18 protein-coding genes and 1 pseudogene are annotated in these 19423 nt (G+C 63.9%); 5 read left to right on the forward strand and 14 right to left on the reverse strand.

What is annotated here, in order from left to right; all coding sequences use genetic code 11:
- The 4 genes and pseudogenes from BGP02_RS22450 to rpsL form a co-directional block, all read right to left on the reverse strand.
- Positions 1-82, reverse strand: a pseudogene (locus BGP02_RS22450) (GTP-binding protein); the annotation flags it as partial.
- Positions 83-164: 82 nt separating this feature from the next.
- Positions 165-2267, reverse strand: coding sequence for an elongation factor G (gene fusA / locus BGP02_RS20140; RefSeq protein ID WP_130027429.1), 2103 nt, complete (start codon positions 2265-2267; stop codon positions 165-167).
- A 117-nt stretch (positions 2268-2384) separates the two neighbouring features.
- A complete protein-coding gene (gene rpsG / locus BGP02_RS20145; RefSeq protein WP_017232357.1) occupies positions 2385-2855 on the reverse strand; it encodes a 30S ribosomal protein S7 in 471 nt (156 codons plus the stop codon).
- Positions 2856-2981: 126 nt separating this feature from the next.
- Positions 2982-3356, reverse strand: coding sequence for a 30S ribosomal protein S12 (gene rpsL / locus BGP02_RS20150; RefSeq protein WP_017232358.1), 375 nt, complete (start codon positions 3354-3356; stop codon positions 2982-2984).
- Positions 3357-3768: 412 nt separating this feature from the next.
- Here rpsL and BGP02_RS20155 point away from each other — a divergent pair, with 412 nt between their 5' ends.
- Together BGP02_RS20155 and BGP02_RS20160 are read left to right on the forward strand one after the other, a co-directional pair.
- A complete protein-coding gene (locus BGP02_RS20155; protein WP_286799108.1) occupies positions 3769-4980 on the forward strand; it encodes a hypothetical protein in 1212 nt (403 codons plus the stop codon).
- A 229-nt stretch (positions 4981-5209) separates the two neighbouring features.
- Positions 5210-5932 (forward strand): HAD family hydrolase, encoded by a 723-nt coding sequence (locus BGP02_RS20160; protein WP_150552126.1) that lies wholly within the window; start codon positions 5210-5212, stop codon positions 5930-5932.
- Here the strand turns inward: BGP02_RS20160 and BGP02_RS20165 are convergent.
- Positions 5880-6671 (reverse strand): AraC family transcriptional regulator, encoded by a 792-nt coding sequence (locus BGP02_RS20165; protein ID WP_246176635.1) that lies wholly within the window; start codon positions 6669-6671, stop codon positions 5880-5882. The two genes, BGP02_RS20160 and BGP02_RS20165, sit on opposite strands and share 53 nt — an antisense overlap.
- A 123-nt stretch (positions 6672-6794) precedes the next feature.
- A complete protein-coding gene (locus tag BGP02_RS20170) occupies positions 6795-7193 on the reverse strand; it encodes a CopD family protein (RefSeq protein ID WP_286799110.1) in 399 nt (132 codons plus the stop codon).
- Positions 7194-7344: 151 nt separating this feature from the next.
- On the opposite strand from BGP02_RS20170, the gene BGP02_RS20175 reads away from it, so the two are divergent.
- Entirely contained in the window at positions 7345-7653 is a 309-nt protein-coding gene (locus BGP02_RS20175; RefSeq protein ID WP_286799111.1) for a DUF4148 domain-containing protein, read from the forward strand.
- A gap of 291 nt (positions 7654-7944) precedes the next feature.
- Here the strand turns inward: BGP02_RS20175 and BGP02_RS20180 are convergent, their stop codons facing one another.
- Positions 7945-8655 (reverse strand): dienelactone hydrolase family protein, encoded by a 711-nt coding sequence (locus BGP02_RS20180; RefSeq protein ID WP_017232364.1) that lies wholly within the window; start codon positions 8653-8655, stop codon positions 7945-7947.
- Positions 8656-9136: 481 nt separating this feature from the next.
- On the opposite strand from BGP02_RS20180, the gene BGP02_RS20185 reads away from it, so the two are divergent.
- Positions 9137-9640, forward strand: coding sequence for a hypothetical protein (locus BGP02_RS20185; protein WP_286799112.1), 504 nt, complete (start codon positions 9137-9139; stop codon positions 9638-9640).
- Between the two features lie 24 nt (positions 9641-9664).
- Here BGP02_RS20185 and BGP02_RS20190 read toward each other — a convergent pair whose 3' ends face one another.
- The 7 genes from BGP02_RS20190 to hpaH all read right to left on the reverse strand — a co-directional run bounded on the left by BGP02_RS20190 (position 9665) and on the right by hpaH (position 16805).
- Positions 9665-10597 carry a LysR family transcriptional regulator gene (locus tag BGP02_RS20190; RefSeq protein ID WP_017232366.1) on the reverse strand — a complete coding sequence of 311 codons (933 nt, stop codon included), beginning with the start codon at positions 10595-10597 and terminating at the stop codon, positions 9665-9667.
- Between the two features lie 147 nt (positions 10598-10744).
- Positions 10745-11734, reverse strand: a complete 990-nt coding sequence (locus BGP02_RS20195; protein ID WP_286799113.1) for a 2-dehydropantoate 2-reductase — start codon at positions 11732-11734, stop codon at positions 10745-10747.
- 4 nt (positions 11735-11738) lie between these two features.
- A complete protein-coding gene (locus BGP02_RS20200; protein WP_017232368.1) occupies positions 11739-12689 on the reverse strand; it encodes a fumarylacetoacetate hydrolase family protein in 951 nt (316 codons plus the stop codon).
- 12 nt (positions 12690-12701) lie between these two features.
- Positions 12702-13565, reverse strand: coding sequence for a DODA-type extradiol aromatic ring-opening family dioxygenase (locus BGP02_RS20205; protein ID WP_017232369.1), 864 nt, complete (start codon positions 13563-13565; stop codon positions 12702-12704).
- Positions 13566-13609: 44 nt separating this feature from the next.
- On the reverse strand, positions 13610-15085 hold the full coding sequence (locus BGP02_RS20210) for an aldehyde dehydrogenase family protein (protein ID WP_261939626.1): 1476 nt from the start codon (positions 15083-15085) through the stop codon (positions 13610-13612).
- Between the two features lie 77 nt (positions 15086-15162).
- Positions 15163-15948 carry a 4-hydroxy-2-oxoheptanedioate aldolase gene (hpaI, locus tag BGP02_RS20215; RefSeq protein WP_268566999.1) on the reverse strand — a complete coding sequence of 262 codons (786 nt, stop codon included), beginning with the start codon at positions 15946-15948 and terminating at the stop codon, positions 15163-15165.
- A gap of 47 nt (positions 15949-15995) precedes the next feature.
- Positions 15996-16805, reverse strand: coding sequence for a 2-oxo-hept-4-ene-1,7-dioate hydratase (hpaH, locus tag BGP02_RS20220; RefSeq protein WP_286799114.1), 810 nt, complete (start codon positions 16803-16805; stop codon positions 15996-15998).
- A 318-nt stretch (positions 16806-17123) separates the two neighbouring features.
- On the opposite strand from hpaH, the gene BGP02_RS20225 reads away from it, so the two are divergent.
- Positions 17124-19301, forward strand: a complete 2178-nt coding sequence (locus BGP02_RS20225; protein WP_268567001.1) for a TonB-dependent receptor family protein — start codon at positions 17124-17126, stop codon at positions 19299-19301.
- Positions 19302-19423: the final 122 nt, after the last annotated feature.

Here is a 19423-nt window from a genome sequence, read left to right on the forward strand (position 1 = left end):
GGGTCGTCTTGCCGTGGTCGACGTGACCGATGGTGCCAACGTTGACGTGCGGCTTGGTCCGCTGAAACTTTTCCTTTGCCATTTCCGAATCCTCAGATACTGAATAGACGATTAAACAGTGCGCCGGGCGCTGCACCTCGTGGTGCAGACGCCCGACAATTCAATTACTTGTTCTTGTTGCTGATGATGGCTTCGCTCACGTTCTTCGGAGCTTCAGCGTAGTGCTTGAACTCCATCGTGTACGTGGCGCGGCCTTGCGTGGCCGAACGCAGCGACGTCGAATAGCCGAACATTTCCGACAGCGGAACTTCGGCGCGCACGATCTTGCCGCCGCCGACCATGTCGTCCATGCCCTGGATAATGCCGCGACGCGACGACAAGTCGCCCATCACGTTACCCATGTAGTCTTCCGGCGTTTCCACTTCCACGGCCATCATCGGCTCGAGAATGACCGGGCTGGCGCGGCGCATGGCTTCCTTGAAAGCCATCGAACCGGCCATGCGGAACGCGTTTTCGTTCGAGTCCACATCGTGGTACGAACCGAACGTCAGGCGAACCTTGACGTCCACCACCGGGAAGCCGGCCAGAACACCGCTCTTGAGCGTGTCCTGAATCCCCTTGTCGACCGCCGGGATGTATTCGCGAGGAATGACACCACCCTTGATCTCGTCGAAGAATTCGTAGCCCTTGCCTTGCTCGTTCGGCTCCAGCGTGATGACAGCGTGACCGAACTGGCCGCGACCGCCCGACTGCTTGACGAACTTGCCTTCAACGTCCGCGGCCGACTTGCGAATGGTTTCGCGGTAGGCAACCTGCGGCGCGCCGATGTTGGCTTCCACGCCGAATTCGCGCTTCATGCGGTCAACCAGAATTTCGAGGTGGAGCTCGCCCATGCCCGAAATGATGGTCTGACCCGATTCTTCATCGGTCTGCACGCGGAACGACGGGTCTTCCTGCGCCAGGCGGTTCAGGGCGAGGCCCATCTTTTCCTGGTCGACCTTGGTCTTCGGCTCGACAGCCTGCGAAATCACCGGCTCCGGGAACACCATGCGCTCGAGCACGATCGGGGCGGTCGGGTCGCACAGCGTGTCACCCGTGGTCGCATCCTTCAAACCGACGGCTGCGGCGATGTCGCCTGCGCGCACTTCGTCGATTTCTTCGCGCTGGTTCGCGTGCATCTGCACGATACGGCCGAGGCGTTCCTTCTTGCCCTTGACCGAGTTCAGCAGCGTGTCGCCCTTGTTCACCACGCCCGAATAGACGCGGAAGAAGATCAGCTGGCCGACGAACGGGTCCGTCATGATCTTGAAGGCCAGCGACGAGAACTTCTCGTCGTCCGCAGCGCGACGTTCGATCGGCTGCTCCTTCTCGTCCGTACCCTTGACCGGCGGAATGTCGACCGGCGACGGCAGGAAGTCGATCACGGCGTCCAGCATACGCTGCACACCCTTGTTCTTGAACGCAGTGCCGCACAGCATCGGCTGGATTTCGCAGGCGATGGTACGCAGACGAAGACCTTCGATGATGTCAGCCTCGGAGAGGTCACCCTCTTCCAGGTACTTGTTCATCATCTCTTCGCTCGACTCGGCAGCGGCCTCGACCATGCCTTCGCGCCACTTCTGGGCTTCCGCCAGCAGTTCGGCCGGAATTTCGACGTAGTCGAACTTCATGCCTTGCGACGCTTCGTCCCAAATGATCGCCTTCATCTTGATGAGGTCGACCACGCCCGTGAAGCTTTCTTCCGCGCCGATCGGCACCACCACCGGCACCGGGTTGGCCTTCAGGCGAGTCTTCAACTGGTCGTAGACCTTGAAGAAGTTCGCGCCGGTACGGTCCATCTTGTTGACGAACGCCAGACGCGGCACGCCGTACTTGTTGGCCTGACGCCAAACGGTTTCCGACTGGGGCTGCACGCCACCCACGGCACAGTAGACCATGCACGCGCCATCGAGAACACGCATCGAGCGCTCGACTTCAATCGTGAAGTCGACGTGACCCGGGGTGTCGATGATGTTGATGCGGTGCTTCTGGTAATTGTTCGCCATGCCGGACCAGAAGCAGGTCGTGGCAGCCGACGTAATCGTGATGCCACGCTCTTGTTCCTGCTCCATCCAGTCCATCGTCGCGGCGCCATCGTGCACTTCACCGATTTTGTGGTTCACACCGGTGTAGAACAAAATGCGCTCGGTCGTCGTGGTCTTGCCTGCGTCGATGTGAGCGCTAATACCGATGTTGCGGTAGCGCTCGATAGGGGTTGTACGAGCCACTTTAAGCCTCTTTCAATGTAGCCGCCATTTTTGAGGGGGCTACTAACACAAACGGGCGAGGCGCAATTTCTCATGCGCACCCGCCCCGGTTTCTGCTCTAGGTACTGCTTGCCAGCGTCAGAAGCGGAAGTGCGAGAATGCCTTGTTGGCTTCGGCCATGCGGTGAACTTCGTCACGCTTCTTCATGGCGCCGCCACGGCCTTCCGAGGCTTCGATCAGCTCACCTGCCAGACGCAGGGCCATCGACTTCTCGCTACGCTTTTTCGCGGCCTCACGCAACCAACGCATCGCCAATGCCATACGACGCGACGGACGCACTTCGACCGGAACCTGATAGTTTGCACCGCCAACGCGGCGGCTCTTGACTTCAACCACCGGCTTCACGTTACCGAGCGCCGTGTTGAAGATTTCCAGCGGATCCTTGCCCGCCTTGGTTTGGATCTGCTCGAAAGCACCATAAACGATGCGCTCTGCAACCGACTTCTTGCCGGCAAGCATGAGCACGTTCATGAATTTAGCGACATCAACGTTGCCGAACTTCGGATCGGGCAACACTTCGCGCTTGGGGACTTCGCGACGACGCGGCATGATTTCTTCCTTAATAAATTCAGTTGGAGCTTCGCTCCAAGTCACCTACTAGCCACTTCCTGGCCGAGTGACCACTTACTCAGTGACGATGTACCACCATCACCGAACGTATGTCCGCTGAGCCGCTTAGGCCTTCGGACGCTTCGCGCCGTACTTCGAACGGGACTGCTTACGGTCCTTGACGCCTTGCGTGTCGAGGCTACCGCGCACCATGTGGTAACGCACACCCGGCAAGTCCTTCACACGACCGCCGCGAATCAGCACGACCGAGTGTTCCTGCAGGTTGTGGCCTTCACCGCCAATGTACGAAATGACTTCGAAACCGTTGGTCAGGCGCACCTTGGCAACCTTACGCAGTGCGGAGTTCGGCTTCTTCGGCGTCGTCGTGTACACACGGGTGCACACGCCGCGACGCTGCGGGCAGTCCTGCAGGGCCGGGCTCTTGCTCTTGATTTGAGCAGAGGTGCGCGGCTTGCGGACCAATTGGTTAATCGTTGGCATTGTGATTTCCTAAATGTGTCAAAAGCATGAAAACCAAGGCGGGCCGTCATGCAGATTTACTGCGCATTCACCCGGCTATTCTTGCGGATTGCCCGCACCTAAACGCTTGATGCATAAGCATTTTGCATTGGACACGCGCATACCGCCGGAAAAACCGGAGCCTGCGACTATACCTCTGGTCAGCGCAAGTGTCAATGCACTTGCACGCAAATTCACCCCGTAAGTCGTTGATTGTTAACGCGTTGCCGAGCGCCGCCTTGGGTCGTCACGCGGCGGTATGGGTTGAGCGAATGTCCTCGCGGGTGCCAAACCGCAAACGTTGGCGTTCCGACGCGACAACCGAAATCGTTGCAACAGGAATACTCCGGGCCACCACGGGAAGCGTCCTGTGACATCAACTGGAGTGACCGCGATGTATTTTGCGATTGGAGAATGGCTCACGACTGCGCTGGCAGTGTCGAACGCAATGCCGTATCCGGACCTTGTCGCGTACACCCATAGCATGACGACCGACCTCAGACAAATTACGTCGGCGCCAGTCTCAGCCAGCGCCCAACGTGCCACACCTCGCCATGCGGACGCTGCCGCCAACGGCACGTCGTTCGACTGGTCGCAGCCCCCGGCGACCCGCGCACGGGTATTCGCCGAGCGGTTGAAGGACGTACGGCCAGTTTGCGTGGTCGGCAGCGGTAACGACCGCGAAAATTGTCTGCTCGACCTCACACCGGGCCTGAACGTCAACGTCAGCGCAAGCCGTCTGATGCTGGCGGGCTGCGAAGCGTCGCTCCCGGCGACGATCCACGATGCGCTCTCGCGCGACGGACGCGATGCCAGCGCTCTCGAGCGTGCATTTTCCGCAACGTTCGCTGCGGAGTCGCATGGGAAATTCTCCGTAGCGGCGATCGAGCGGCGGATCACCCAGCGCCTTCGCGAAATGTCGCCGGGCATGCATCACCTGCTGCGCCGGGCCGACGTCTACCTCGAGATGCCGCGGGTCACGTTCCTGCGCGTGCTGACCAGCCAGCAGGAAGCCCGACGCCATCACGTCACAGCCGCCTTCACCGACCCGCCCATTCGTCACGTCACCGGCGCCCCGGACGTGCGCGACGCCATGCTTGGCGCCTACATCCGACTCCCGATCGGGGGTGCCGTCCACACGTTCCTCGTCTCGCTCGCCACGCCGAATACCGTTGAGGTGATTCGCCAGGATTCGCGCACCCACGCCGATCAGCACCTGCCAGCCCTCTTCGGCGACGTCCCGGAATACTTTCAGGCCACTCGTTTGCAGATGCGCACGGTAGGGCAGGGCGACGACATCGTGCGAACACTCGCGGAGTGGCTCCATGACGGTCATCAACGCTATCGCGACTTCGCCCGCGGCGAAACGCGCGAGCGTCTCGCACCGGAATCGCATCGCCACGTCGTACAGCAAACATGCCCGTCGGCCGCCCCGCCACGAGCACCCACCGCAGCGCAGACGCCGCCGCCGACTGGCACCGCCCCGACCTTCGCCCGTTCGCCGCGCGCTCGACAGCCCTCGGTCGCCGAAATCGCAGAAGCCATCGCGATGCTAGAGCGTCTGGACAAGCGTTACCGTTCGCTGGGACGCCCTCGCTTCGGGTGACCGGCACAATGCTTCGCCCGGCGCCCTCCCCCAGGAACGACCGCCGGGAGTCACGTCTCCGGTCCGTCACCATGGAATGATATGCACGCCCTATCAAATCTCGCAGCCTCGCCTGTCGTGTCCGGCGTAACGGGTGTCATCTCGCGCGTTTTTCACGGAGGCGCGAATTCGTACACTCGAAGGTTTAGGCGGCGAGTCCTCCTGCCCTGACGCGAGCCCACTATCAGCCATGCAGGCGAGTTTCGAAAAAGACAGCATTCTGGTGCTCGATGTCGACGGCACTCTGACCGATTCGGAGCGAATTCATCAGCGCGCGCTGCTCGGCGCCATGACGTCGCTGGAATTCGAAGACCTGAACACCGACTGGGGCAGCTACCCGCATCACACCGACACCGGCATTCTGATTCATGCCCACGCGGAGCACGGACGCGCGCTGCCGCAGCCGCACGATCTGGCGCGCTTCGAGCACGAGATCGACGAGCGCTTCACCGCGCTGCTCAACGCGCACGGTCTGGCCGAAATCCCGGGCGCTCGTGCCTTCGTCGACGCGGCACACCGATCGCGCTGGGGGGTCGTGTTCGCCACAGGGGGCATCCGGCAGGTCAGCCATCGGAAGCTGCGTTCCGTCGCTATCGAATACACCGACGCGATGCTCATCACCTCCTCCGAATACAGTTCACGCGAACAACTCGTCGCGGAGGCGATCAAGCGGGCACAAGCCGGCTACGGCATTACACATCCGCGTGCGGTCGTCTCGATCGGCGACGGGATGTGGGACCTGAAAGTCGCGCGCCGTCTCGGCATTGATTTCGTTGGGATCGGCTCACGCCGCTCGCGCTCGCCGCTATGCGCCGAAGGGGTGCCCGTCTACGACGATATGTGGGATGCCATGCACTGGCTCACGCCGGGCCGCGGACGCGCATCAGGTATTCGCTTGGCGTCACGCCCATGAAGCGGCGGAACATGGTGGAAAACGCGCTCGGGGTGTCATAACCGACCTCGAGCGCCACCTGCGTGATGGGCCGCCCAGCGCCCAACATTGGCAGCGCACCCAGCAGGCGCATGTGCTGACGCCATTCCCGGAACGGCAGGCCGAACTCTGTCGTAAAGCGCCGCTCCAACGTGCGGCTCGATGCGCCGACATCCAGCGCCCAATCCTGCAGGCTGCGGGGATCCGAAGGCGTGTTCAGGTAGATATCGAAGATCTTGCGCAGACGGGCGTCGCGCGGCACCTGCAAGTGCAGCGGCGACTCGCTCTTCCATTCCACTTCCTCGAGCAACAGCGCCATGACGAGGGCGTCCTTGCCGTCGGGCGACCAATCGGCAGGAAGCGCCATCGCGCGCAGGATCAACTCGCGCAACAGCGCGGACACGCCGATGACCACCGGCGCGCTGGGTGCCGACATCCCGCATCGCGCCACGTCGACGTAGATCGTGCGCATTTCGACTCGGCCCCGCATGCGCACTTCATGCGTGACTTCCCCCGGCATCCACAGCGCGCGTTGCGGCGGTATGACCCAGAGCGACGTCTCGGTGCGCACTTCGAGAATGCCGGCACTCGCGTACATCAGTTGCGCGCGCCCGTGGCTGTGCGGGTGCACGACGAAGCCATCCGGGTAATCTTTCGCCAACGCGCCCACGGGGCGGTCTTGACCCTGAAATCCCAGGGGTACCCCAGTTGTGATCGGCATCGGCACCAGGCCTTTCAAAGGCGTAATTTTTGGGTCGTTTTTGGCGATTGCGCCAGCGTAACACCGGGTAGCGCCGCCCACCAAACCGAATCCCTTGCCGCGTCGGCGCAAAGCCAACACGGCTCAAAACGGCTTGACGATCACGAGCGAGACGATCGCTGCCATCGAGACCAGCGTAATGGGGAGCGCTCGCCGAAAGAGCGCCGGGGACGTCGTCACGCCATCGCGCTCCAGCCGCCTGAGCGTGGCGGACAGGCGTCCATGCAATCCCGAGACGATCACCACCAAAACCAGCTTGACCATCAGCCATGGCGCACTCCACCAGTTCGCCATGACGGCCATCGCGGGGCCGGTTATCCACACCACGATCAACGCGGGCGACGCCAGTCCGTAATCCGCCCGCCGCGCGATGCGCCGCCACTCGGGCTGCGTCAAACGCCCGCCCAACGCCATCGCCACCAGGCCGGCGATAAACGCGATCACTGCAATCAGATGGATGGCCTTGATCCATAGATAGAGCATTGCGGTCTCCTCAGGGCTTCGATTTATTATTTCAAATTCAGCAACAGTTGCTTGCCATAACTCATCTTTATCGCCAAATGACACAGCAATACACTTCAACTGTCGACGATGAATAACACATCGCCTCTTTCAAAAGACAGGAGAAAACATCATGCAACGCACCCTCATTACCTCTGCTCTGGTTTCCGCAATGCTGACCCTCTCGGCCGGCTCGGCTTTCGCCAGCGACGCGTTCGACGGTCCCTCGGAATTCTCGTGGGTGCCGCAAACCAGCGTCCTGAGTCGTGTCCAAGTCCGCCAGGAACTGGTCCAGGCGCAACAAGCAGGACTGGTGGTTCAACACGATGCCGTGTACCCGAAGGCTGCGCCCAGCGCGCAACCGACGGCCGCCAGCACCTCGATCACGATGGGTTCGGTGGGTGGCCAGCAAAGCGCCGGCTCGACTTATTTCGGCTCCTAATGTAACTCGCCGCGCCGCGGGCCTCTCCAAAGGGGCCGCGGCGCGGCGCGCGTTCTGCGCATAACGACGCGCCGGCGATTGCTGGCGTTCACTGTGATCTCCGGTCGGCCCCCGACCCAAGACTCCTGTCGCTGTGCGTAGTGGTTCAACGCACAGGACTTTGCCCGTCGCTCCGGCGACGGGCTTTTTTAGCGGACCTGGCAGCCTTCAGGAGGCCCGCGATCCCGTGACAGGAAACGACGAAGCCCGCCTAAGCGGGCTTCTGGTCGTTGATGGGACGACGGACAACGCTTACTTCGACAGCGACGTCGCGAGAAACTCGAGCGCGCGCCCGTGGGCGAGCGCCGCCGACGGCTGATGGTAAGACGCGCGCGCCCAGCAGTTGAAACCGTGGTCGGCGTTGGGATACACGAACACTTCCGTGTTCGGACGCGACTTCACCGCTTCGCTCACCGACGTCACGATATCCGGCGTGATATGGCTATCGAGCGCCCCGTAGTGGAACTGCACCGGCACATTCAGCCGGGCGGCTTCGCCCAGATAGTTGTGAATGCCGCCACCGTAGTACGGCACGGCGGCGTCGACCAGCCCGCGTGCGGCGCTCAGGTAGGACAGCAGTCCGCCGAAGCAATAGCCGACCGCGGCAATCTTTGCATGGGCATCGAGCTTGCCGCGCAGCGCCTTGGCCGTCGCTTCGATATCGGTCACGGCCTTCTCGATGTCGATCGATTGGCGCAGTTCCATCGCGCGCGCCCAGTCGTCGCCCGAGTAGCCAAGTTCGACGCGCGGGGCGGCACGCCAGAAGATATCCGGCGCGAGCACCACATAGCCGTCCATCGCGTATTGATCGGCAACGCCGCGAATGTGTTCGTTCACGCCGAAGATTTCCTGCACCAGCACGATACCCGGTGCCTTTGCGACCGGCCCCGACGGCGGCAATGCCAGATAGGCATCGAAGGCGCCGTCCACGGTTTCGACACGGATCCATTGACTGTTCGACACGGAAGTTGCTCCATCAAAAAAAGGGGAATTGCCCGCGCGCGACAACCACCGAGCCACTGCAGGGATCGGGCGCGACCGCGCGCAGTCAGGCCGAATCAGTATAGGCACTTTCGCGCTCGCGCACAGCGCTCGGCCAAGCCCGCCGCACAAGGCCCTGCAGGGGGCACGACGCGTGCCCACTTTCGCATCTCTCGGCTCACTCTGCTCGTATCGCAGATGCGGTGAGGTGCGCCGTTTCGACGACCGAACCCAAACCTTCCGATCACGCTGAGCGGGCACCGTCGCTTCATCGCTTCATCGTTTCATCGTTTCATCGTTTCATCGTTTCGTCGTTTCGTCGCTTCGTCCCTTAGCTCTCTCGCCATCCCCCGTGATGCCCCTTACATGTCGTTACCGCCCCCGGGCCGGTGGACGGATGCGCGTTACGCTTGCCACAGGCGTTCGATACTGCCGCGAGCCAATTTAATACGGAATCCATATCATGAAGATAGCAACGCGCCATGCCATCAGCACCATTGCAATGTCGCTGGCATTGACAGCCACCGGCATTGCCACGGCCGACACATTATCGAGCACAGCGCGAGCGCAGAGCGCGCCGCCGGCCGCCGACGCCGACAACAAGCACGACATGCACGACGCCATCGACATCCCGCCCCCACCGCCGCGCATGGGTCGGCTCGTCGGCGGACCGGGTCCGCAGGGTGGGGCCGCGCCTGTCTTCGCAGCCATTCGCACCATCGACGAAATTGCGCACTGGTACCGCGTTGGCGGTCATCCCGAAGATGTCTTGCCGTTCTATCGCGAGACGCTCACGCAAACGCGCGACCCGATGCTGCGCCGTCATCTGCGCGACGCCATCGCGCGCGAGACGTTGAAACCGGCCGACACCACGGCAGCCATCGCGACATTGCGCGCGCAATTGCGCGAGGATCTCGCCGCATTGCCGCCGTCACCGTCACCGTCACTTGACGCCAGGCGCCGCTGATGGAGTCGCGCGATAACGAACACGTCAATCCCGTGACACCGCCATGATTTGCGCGTTCCATTGCGGCAGCCACGTCAGCAAGAACTGCGCGAATCCCTCAGCCGCCGGCGACGCTGCACGCGAGAGCGATCGGTACACACAGACCTGACGAATCGTCTCGGGCGAGACAACGCGGCGCATCACCAGACCGAACGGTGGCGCGAGCGCCGCCACGTAGCCGGGTGTCAGGGTGGCGGCCAGCCCTTGCGACGCGACGCCGAGCGCGGTCGTCACGTTATCGACCACGTCGATAGGTGTAATGCGCGCATCGGGCGGCGCAGACAAGCGCATCTGCGCAACGCTGCGTTCGTGATCGCGTCCCGCGGCAACGAGCGGCGTATCGCGCAGATCCGCCCAGCGCACGCGCCGGCGTCGCGCGAGTGCGTGGCCCGGCGCACACCACAACACCCACGGGCTGTCGAATGCTGGCGCCCCGGCGACATGCGCGCCCGTTGCGCGATTGGGGCCGATCGCCAGATCGAGGTCGCCGTTGGCCACGTGATCGACGAGCGCATCGACCGGCGTATCGACCACGCGCACCACGACCTTGGGCCGTAGGTCGGCGTAAGCGCGAATCGCGGCGGGCAGCGCCATGCTCGCGAGCACCAGCGGCGCGCCCACGCGCACGATGCCGGCAGCACGGTTGCGCACGTCGTCAGCCGTTTTCTCAGCCGCCTGCACATGCCGAATCACCGACTCCGCCGACGCAAGAAAATCACGCCCAGCACTGGAGAGCGCCACACGCCGGGTGGTGCGGTCGAAGAGCCGAAAGCCGAGGACCGATTCGAGTTCGGCAACGAGTTGGCTCACGGCCGACGAGGTAAGCCCCAGGCGATTGCCCGCCTCGGCGAAGCTGTGCAATTCGGCAATGGCCACCAGCGCCTCGAACTGGCGGAGTGTGATGCGGGTCAGGGGCATGTCGTGTCGATGATCAAGTCTCGCCTACGAATATACCGGCATCGATGGATTGTCCCGAAGACGCGTGGCGCTCACCAGCGGCTTGCGCACTTCCCATTGAAGCGAGGACCGCCCTGCCGAACGTCATTGTCCTCGCCAAGGAATCCGTCACTGCGGGTACAGGCCATGTATCCGCCCGAACAGGCGCGTCAGGCCGAGCAATGCGTCGATGTTGGGCGCAGGAACCGACACGCGCTGACCGATCTCGCGCACCACGCTCACCAGCGCGTCGAGTTCGATGGGACGGTGCGCCTCCACGTCCTGCAGCATCGACGTCTTGAACGCCCCCAGCTTCGCCGTCACGGCATGCCGGTCATCGGGCGACTGTTCGATCGCGCAGCCGATCTTGGCCCCAATCGCCGCCGCCTCCGCCATCGCCGCCGAGCAGAACGCGCGCACGAGCGGGTCGTCCAGTAACCGGTCGATCGTCGCGCCCGTGATCGCCGACACGGGGTTCATCGTCAGGTTACCCCACAGCTTGTACCAGATGTCGAGACGCACGTGCTCCGACGCCTTGACTTCAAAACCCGCCCGCGTCAGCAACCCCGCGAGCCGCTGCACGCGCTCGCTCTGCCCGCCGCCCGGCTCGCCGACGATGAGCCCACGCCCCATCCTGTGATCGACCACCCCCGGCGCCGATGTCGCCGCACTCGCATGCACCACGCACCCGATCACATTGGCCAGCGGGATCGCCGCGCCAATCGCCCCGTCCGGATCGACGCTCGTCAGCGGATCGTCGCCAAAGGGCGCCACCCCCTTGCAGAACCACCACGGCACGCCGTTCATCGCGGGCAACACCAGTGTTTGCGGGCCGAGCAGGGGCGCCACGGCGCTCGCAACCTGCGCAAGCGCGGGCCCCTTCACCGCAATAACGATCAGGTCCTGCACGCCGAGCTTGCCGGCGTCTTCCAGCGGAAGCGCCGCGTCCACGGGCGCGATCGTCACCGTCTCGCCCTGCTTCACGCGCCAGCCATGCTCGCGCAACGCCGCCAGCGTCGCACCGCGCGCCAACGCGCTCACGCGCGCTTCCCCCGCCGCCGCCAGTCGCGCGCCGAGCAAGCCGCCGATGGCGCCCGCGCCAATGATCGTCACCTTCATCCCTTCACTCCTGTCGTTGCGCCGCGAGTCGATAGTTTTCCTTGAATCGCTCCGGCACACGTTCGTCAAACCCCAGCGCCACACGGCGCACTTCAGGACTGTCGCCCGGCGGGTGCCCCACACCGAGCGCCGCCGCGCGTGGTGCATCGATCCCCACGACCTGCCCCACAAGGCAACCGAGTCCGGTGATCTCGCACGCCACCCGATCCCCCGCGTCCACCGAGCGGGAATGACAGGGCGTGCCCATCAGGATCACGTCGCCCGGCAGCAGCGTGATATGTCGCGCAATGTCTGCGATCACGTAGTGCGGGCCCCAGATCGTCTCGTCACCGATGTGCGCCTCCTGCACGACGCGTCCATTGCGATAAGTGCGCAACGTCTGCTCGAACAGGTTCACGCCGCGCACGATGCCCGGGCCGATCGGCAACAGGGTGTCGGCCCCCTTCACGCGCAACATCGACCCTTGATCGGTGTCGCGAAAGTCCTGCAAACCCATGTCCAGCGCCGGGCAGAACCCCTCGATGTAATCCCACGCCTCATCGGGAAGCACATTGCGGCACGTACGCCCGATCACCACCGCGTACTCGCCCTCGTAGTTCAGATACCGACAATCCGCCGGCTTGAGGATCTGGCCGTTATGCCCATTCAACGAGGTCGGTGGCTTCGTGAAGTACGTCGGCGTGTCGGTCGGCTTGGGCCGGTTGCGCGTCTCCATGCTACGCGAGCGATACGAGATATGCACGGCGATGATCTTTGACGGATCCACCGGCGGCAGATGCGCCACCGCCTGCGGGTCCACCGTACGTCCATCGTCGAGCCGCAACAACCCGCGCTCGTGCCCGTCCTCGACGATCGTGCCCCAGAACGCACTGCCGCCCAACATTACGCGACGACGCTCGACGCGCGGGCCGCGCATCACGGCAGGCAATTCTCGCAGCGGAAATTCGAAGTCCATGGTCGCGCCCCGTCAAATCGTATCGAACCAGACATGCACATTGCCGGTGCCGCGTGCGTTCTCGTATTCAGACAGCACCGTGCCCGGGTGACGGCTCGCCGCACCGCCCAGCGCCCCGATCATCTGCAGGTAATGCGCGCCGTGCGCCTCCCACGGGCGCTTGCGGTAGTCCTCGTCCCAGTTCGCCAGAATCCGGTCGTGACGCCCTTCCCGAAAAGCCTCGATGGCACGCTTGTCGCTCTCGATGTTCTCGGGGCGCGACACATTGCTCTCGTGGAAGATGCGCGGATGATGGGGCTGCCAGTCGATGCCGTTGAACCGGTGACTCAACGAACCCGATGCCAGCATCACCACGCGCAGAGGACTGCGGCGAATCGCCTCGCCGATCGCGTCACCCGATTGCAGAAAATGCTTCGTCTCGCAGTTCTGACACGAACTCACGGTCACGACCGGCCACGCGTCGAGCCGCATCTGTTTGATGACGTTGATCGTCGGGTAATGGCGCGGCAAGTCGGGATGCAACACCGCGCGGGCGCGCACGCCGCGCTCGCGTGCCACGGCTTCGACGCTCAGCGCCAGCTCGGGATGCCCACGATAATCGTAAGGCACGCCATGCAGATACCAGGGCATCTCGTCGGAGATGTACATGCCCGAATAGTGCGCCCCGCCGTCGATCAGGTGATAACCGGTGGTGAACCAATGCGAGTCGAAAATCACGATGACGTCCGGACGCGCCGCCACGACGCGCTCACGCACCCGCGCATAACCGGCGATCAAGTCCGAATCGGTGCCCGCGCCCTGCAGCACGCGGAATTCCTCACACTGCATCAGTCCTGGGTGATGCGAGACCAGCGCCGCGCCGACGATCTGTCCCATGGGGCCCTCCTCTTTTCTCGTTGTGATGTGATGCCGCGGGCGCATCAGCGATGGCTGAAGCTGGCCTTGAACGGCTGTTTCGGCACGACGACATCCTTCACGTCGCAAAAGAAATCGAAGCTCCAGTCGCCGCCTTCGCGGCCAATGCCGGAGCGCTTGGTGCCGCCGAACGGCGCCGCCAGATCACGAATGCCGAAGCTGTTGATCCAGAGAAAGCCCGTGCGAACGCGCTGCGCGACGGCAATGGCGTGCGCCTCGTCGCCATAACAAACGCCGCCCAGCCCATAGTCGGTGCCGTTAGCCATGTCGACGACCTCGTCATCGCTTGCGAACGTTTGCAGCGTAAGCACTGGGCCGAAGACCTCCTGTTGCACGATCTCATCGTGCTGACGCAGATCGGTAAGCAGCGTCGGCGCGAAGTACTGCTCGCCGAATGTATGCCGTGTGCCTCCCCACAGCACGCGCGCGCCCGCTGTCACGGCCCGTTCGACGAAGCCCTGTACGCGTTCGAGCTGCCGCTGGTGGATGATGGGACCGATCTCGGTCTGCCCATCGCGCGGGTCCCCCACGACGAGGCGCTCGACCAGCACGCGCAGCTTGTCGGTGAACGCCGGCGCCACGTCCGCATGAACGAGCAAACGCGTGCCCGCCAGGCATACCTGCCCGGCGTTGCGATACATCAGCGCGGCGGTGGCGGCAGCAGCGTCGAGATCGGCATCCGCCAGCACGATGAAGGCCGACTTGCCGCCCAGTTCCAGACTGCACGGCACGAGATTGGCCGCCGCCGCCGTGGCGATCCACTTGGCGGTCGCGACCGAGCCGGTGAACGAGATGCGCGCAAGCCGCGCGTCGCTCACGAGCGCCGCCCCCGTCACGGCTCCCGGGCCTTGCAACACTTGCAACACGCCCGGCGGCAGCCCTGCCTCGTGCGCGCAGTCCGCGAGTAACGAGGACGTGAGCGGCGCCCACTCCGGCGCCTTGAGCACTACCGTATTCCCGCACGCCAATGCCGGGCCGATCTTCCAAGTCGCGAGCATCAGCGGCGAGTTCCACGGCGTGATGACCGCCACGACACCCGCAGGATCGTGACGCACGAGATGACGCGCCTGCGGCGTCTCGATCACACGGTCCTGCAACGTCATGGCATGCTCGGCGAACCACGTGATGTTCTGCATGGCGCGCGGCACCACGCCATGCGCCATGCGTGAGCGCAGCACCCCGGCATCGACGCTCTCCAACGTGGCGAACGCCTCGGCACGACGCCCGACTTCGTCGGCAAATCGCTGGAGATACGGCAGGCGTCCCGACGCACCAAGCGCCGCCCACGCGGGGAAGGCCTGCGCCGCCGACGACACCGCGGCATCGACGTGCGCCGCATTGCCGCTGGCGATCTCCCCCAGATGTGTCTGGTCGATAGGCGAGACGCACGCGAACGTGTCGCCGGACGCCACGCGGCGGCCGTCGATATAGTGATCCGGCGAAACGGATACGCCGGCGACGTCAAAACGGGGAGCACTCATTCGATGTCTCGTTGGAAGTGTTTGGCGGAGCGGTTGGGGGAACCGTTGAGGAACGCGTCCGAGGCCTTGCGAATCGTTCAGCGCTTTTCGTCATCGACGGCAGCGAATTTCGCGGCCAGCGCACGGCTCGCGTTCGCGAGCAGCGTGGTGTCGATGCCCACCGCCATGAACGTCACGCCAAGGTCGAGGTAGTGACGGGCAAGCGCCTCGTCGGCGCACAGGATCCCTGCCGCCTTGCCCGCTCGACGGATCCGGGCGATGCCGTCGCCGATCGCCAGACGCACGTCGTGATGCGTCGCGTGTCCGAGATGCCCCATCGATGCCGCGAGATCGGCCGGGCCGATGAACACGCCGTCGACGCCATCGACGGCGGCAATGTCGTCGACCTGCGCTAGCGCGTCGGCCGTCTCTACCTGCACGAGCAGGCAGGTCGTTGTGTTCGCCGCGTGCAGATAGTCGTCGTAGCCGTTCCACCGCGAAGACCGCGCCAATCCGCTGCCGACGCCGCGCGTGCCTTGCGGCGGATACCGCGTGGCGCTCGCGAGCGCGCGCGCCATCCCGGCGGACTCGACCATCGGCACCAGCAGCGTCGTCGCCCCGATGTCCAGCACCTGCTTGATGAGCGCAGCGTCGCCATGCGGCAACCGCACCACAGGGTGTGTCGGATATGGGGCCACCGCCTGCAACGTCGCCAGCATCGTGCGCAGATCGTTGGGGGCATGCTCGCCGTCGATCACCAGCCAGTCGAAGCCGCTGCCGGCGCACAACTCGGCGGCGTACGGCGTGGCGAGTCCCAGCCACAGGCCGATCTGGCGCTCGCCACGGGCCAACGCCTGCTTGAAGGCATTCGGGGGTGTTTTCATATCAACCTCTCCAGTGAGGTGCGAACCATCGGGGACGTTCGGCGCCGTCAGACGAAGCGCACGCCGATCGCGCCGAGCGGGCCGTAGTCGGCGTGAAACACGTCGCCCGCCGCACAGGCCACGGGTCGCGTGAACGACCCGGCCAGCACGATCTCGCCCGCTTGCAGCCCTTCGTCGAAGGCGCCCAGCTTGTTCGCCAGCCACGCAATGCCATTGCCGGGATGGTTAAGCACCGCCGCACTCAGGCCCGATTCTTCGATCGCGCCATTGCGATAGAGCAGCGCGCCCGTCCAGCGCAGATCGACAGCGTCCGGCTTCACGGGACGTCCACCGAGAATCACGGCCGCATTCGCCGCGTTGTCGGCAATCGTGTCGACGACCTTGCGCGGCGCTTTCGTGTCGCGGTCGAAAAGCTCGATGCGGCCATCGATCAATTCGAGCGCCGGCGTCACCCAGGCGGTGGCGTCGAGCACGTCGAACAAGGTAACCCCGGGGCCCTTGAGCGGCTTGGCCAGAATGAATGCCAACTCCACTTCGAGACGCGGCACGATGAACCGCGAGGCATCGAGGGTCGCGCCATCGGTCACAAGCATGTCGTCGAGTAACGTGCCGTGATCGGGTTCCGTGATCTGGGCGGCGACTTGCATGGCGCGCGACGTCAGCCCGATCTTGTGACCGATCACGCGACGCCCTTCGGCGAACTTCAACGCCAGCCACGCCTGTGCGATCGCGTAGCTGTCGGCCGTCGTCATCTCGGGATACCGGCGGGAGAACTGCATGACCGGCGTGCGACAGCGTTCGGCGTCGTGCAGCTCGCGGGCAAGGGCCTGGCAGGTCGCGGCGTCGAGCGTCGGCATCGGGGGGTCTCCATGGCGCCACCCGCTACGGGCAACGCACTCTTGTCGGTCAATAACGCCTATTCTTGCGGCCCCCGGCGCCAGGAACAATCAATCGATTCAGGGACATTGATAAGCAAAACTGGATAATCGAACGCCGCCGGATACCTTCCGCCAGTCAGGTATCGTCAATACAATTTAGAAATGAGAGTGATTTGCATTTATAATTCGCAACGCTTTATTACAAGGCATTACGCAAACCGAACTGAATGCTGTCGGCTGCCGTTCCGGTCAACGCTCGGGTTCGCCACACTCTCGCCGTCAAGAAGGTCAGCCAAGATGAAGATGTCTCCGCGTCGCCGCGCACATGTGGCCGCCGACACCCCCCGCGTCCGCCCCTGCGCCGCCCGCCTCCCCTCCCGTCCTCGTCTGCCGCACGCCATCGCCAGCGCCGCCGCGCTGCTCGTGACAACGCTCGGCACCGCCTATGCGCAGCAGGCCACAGGTGCGACGGCGGCAGAATCCCGGGCCGAAGTCCAACTCGACGCAGTCAACGTTTCCGGCGACTGGCTCGGGACCGGTCTCGACAGCAGCGCGAAGACCTTCCCCGGTGCGCGTACGGTCGTGAAGAAGGCGCAGATCGAGGCATCGGGTGCGACGAACATTGGTGATGTCATGCGCCGCATCCCCGGTGTGCAGGCGAGCGACAACTCGGGTACCGCGGGCAGCGCCATCTCCCTGAACATCGGCGTGCGCGGCCTCACCGGCCGTTACTCGCCGCGCTCGACCGTGTTGCTCGACGGCATTCCGATGGCCGTCGCACCTTACGGTCAGCCGCAGTTGTCCTTTGCGCCGGTCAGCCTCTTCAACATCGAGACCATCGACGTCGTGCGCAGCGGCGGTGCCGTGCGCTACGGGCCGCAGAACGTCGGCGGCGTGATCAACTTCAAGACGCGTGCGATCCCCAGCACGCCGGGCCTTACGGCCGACGCCACCGTGCGCGAGAACGTCTACACGATCGGTGGCGGCGCCAACACCCAATACGGCGCGTTCCTCGGCACGCAGATGGATAACGGTTTGGGACTCGCGCTGCTGTATTCCGGCATGGTCGGACGCGACTGGCGCAAGGGCAGCGACGAGCGCGTGAACGACCTCGCGCTGAAATGGCGGTACGACATCTCGTCGAGCCAGCAGGTGTACGGCAAGGTCTCGTATTACGACGTGAAGTCGAAGACGCCCGGCGGCCTGAGCGTCGCGCAATTCAATGCCGATCCTTTCCAGAACACGCGGCCGAACGACTACTGGAGCGGCAACCGCACCGGCCTCGACGTCGGCTATCTGAACACGATCTCCGAGACGCAGGAATTTGAGATCCGCACGTTCTACAACGAGAGCTATCGTCAGAGCACGCTGATCAACGCCGCCGGCACGCAGACCACACACCAGCCTCGCAACTACGAGACGTTCGGTATCGAGCCACGCTTCACGCAGCGCCTGTTCGTCGGTCCGACCGCGCACGACGTGACCGTTGGCTATCGCTACGTGCACGAGCGTGGCGACGACAACAACTGGACCACGACCCTGGCCACCGGGCGCAACTCCGCCACGCAGACGTTCTACAACTACACCAGCGCGAACGCGTTCTACCTCGACGACCGCATGGCCTGGGGCAACTGGCGACTCACGCCGGGCGTGCGTTACGAGATCATCAACTCGCAGCGCGTCGACAAGTCGACGGGCAACACCTTCCGCTCGGACAACAGCAAGCCGCTGCCCTCGGTGAACCTGTCGTACCTGGTGAACAGCGCGTGGACGGTCTATGCGGACTACAGCACGTCGTTCGGACCGGTGCAGAACACGCAGTTGAATTCGATGTCGGCCACGAACCCGCTGACGCCGGAGCTCGCGCGCACCTATGAAATCGGCACCCGCTGGTCGGACTCGCGTTGGAAGGCCGAGCTCACGGCGTTCAAGATGAAGTTCGACAACCAGATTCTGCAAGTGCCCGGCTCGACCCCGCCCGTCTTCCAGAACATTGGCGCGACGAACCACGACGGCATCGAAACCGCCGTCGATTACACCTTCGACCGCGACAGCGTGCTGCGCGGCTTGAACGTGTACGCGAACTTCACTTACACGCGTGCGATCCAGAAATCGGGCGCGACCGCCGGTCTCGACGTGCCGTTCTACTCGCGCTTCACGGATACACTCGGCGCCCGTTACGACATCGGCGCGTGGACATTCAACGTCTCCACCACGCGCCAGAGCGCGCAGTATTCGGATCTGGCCAACACGGAAGCGGAATCGGCCGACGGCAGCAATGGCAAGGTGCCCGGCTTCCGTCTGTGGAACCTGCAGGCGATGTACAAGGTCCCCGGCTACAAGAACGCCGACGTCACGGTGGGTCTGAACAACGTCTTCGATAAACGCTTCTATACGCGCAACGTCGACGGCAACGCCGGCCGCATGGTCGGCGCGCCGCGCATGATCTACGTGCAGGGCCACTTCGGGTTCTGATCGCCGCAGGATCGGTAAACGAAAAAAAACGGCACCCGCTAGGGTGCCGTTTTCGTTACGACGCGGGTATCAGGTTGGCAGCGCCCGCTCTCTCAGGTTGGCAGCGCCCGCTCTCGCCAGCG

It is taken from the genome of Pandoraea sp. 64-18 (assembly GCF_001899225.1).
Lineage (GTDB): Bacteria > Pseudomonadota > Gammaproteobacteria > Burkholderiales > Burkholderiaceae > Pandoraea > Pandoraea cepalis.

What these genes read in the sequence shown, in the direction of transcription:
- rpsG (WP_017232357.1), bottom strand. Translation starts at nt 2,855, where the DNA reads ATGCCGCGTCGTCGCGAAGTCCCCAAGCGCGAAGTGTTGCCCGATCCG.
- rpsL (WP_017232358.1), bottom strand. Translation starts at nt 3,356, where the DNA reads ATGCCAACGATTAACCAATTGGTCCGCAAGCCGCGCACCTCTGCTCAA.
- BGP02_RS20155 (WP_286799108.1), top strand. Translation starts at nt 3,769, where the DNA reads ATGTATTTTGCGATTGGAGAATGGCTCACGACTGCGCTGGCAGTGTCG.
- BGP02_RS20160 (WP_150552126.1), top strand. Translation starts at nt 5,210, where the DNA reads ATGCAGGCGAGTTTCGAAAAAGACAGCATTCTGGTGCTCGATGTCGAC.
- BGP02_RS20165 (WP_246176635.1), bottom strand. Translation starts at nt 6,671, where the DNA reads ATGCCGATCACAACTGGGGTACCCCTGGGATTTCAGGGTCAAGACCGC.
- BGP02_RS20170 (WP_286799110.1), bottom strand. Translation starts at nt 7,193, where the DNA reads ATGCTCTATCTATGGATCAAGGCCATCCATCTGATTGCAGTGATCGCG.
- BGP02_RS20175 (WP_286799111.1), top strand. Translation starts at nt 7,345, where the DNA reads ATGCAACGCACCCTCATTACCTCTGCTCTGGTTTCCGCAATGCTGACC.
- BGP02_RS20185 (WP_286799112.1), top strand. Translation starts at nt 9,137, where the DNA reads ATGAAGATAGCAACGCGCCATGCCATCAGCACCATTGCAATGTCGCTG.
- BGP02_RS20190 (WP_017232366.1), bottom strand. Translation starts at nt 10,597, where the DNA reads ATGCCCCTGACCCGCATCACACTCCGCCAGTTCGAGGCGCTGGTGGCC.
- BGP02_RS20195 (WP_286799113.1), bottom strand. Translation starts at nt 11,734, where the DNA reads ATGAAGGTGACGATCATTGGCGCGGGCGCCATCGGCGGCTTGCTCGGC.
- BGP02_RS20200 (WP_017232368.1), bottom strand. Translation starts at nt 12,689, where the DNA reads ATGGACTTCGAATTTCCGCTGCGAGAATTGCCTGCCGTGATGCGCGGC.
- BGP02_RS20205 (WP_017232369.1), bottom strand. Translation starts at nt 13,565, where the DNA reads ATGGGACAGATCGTCGGCGCGGCGCTGGTCTCGCATCACCCAGGACTG.
- BGP02_RS20210 (WP_261939626.1), bottom strand. Translation starts at nt 15,085, where the DNA reads ATGAGTGCTCCCCGTTTTGACGTCGCCGGCGTATCCGTTTCGCCGGAT.
- hpaI (WP_268566999.1), bottom strand. Translation starts at nt 15,948, where the DNA reads ATGAAAACACCCCCGAATGCCTTCAAGCAGGCGTTGGCCCGTGGCGAG.
- hpaH (WP_286799114.1), bottom strand. Translation starts at nt 16,805, where the DNA reads ATGCCGACGCTCGACGCCGCGACCTGCCAGGCCCTTGCCCGCGAGCTG.
- BGP02_RS20225 (WP_268567001.1), top strand. Translation starts at nt 17,124, where the DNA reads ATGAAGATGTCTCCGCGTCGCCGCGCACATGTGGCCGCCGACACCCCC.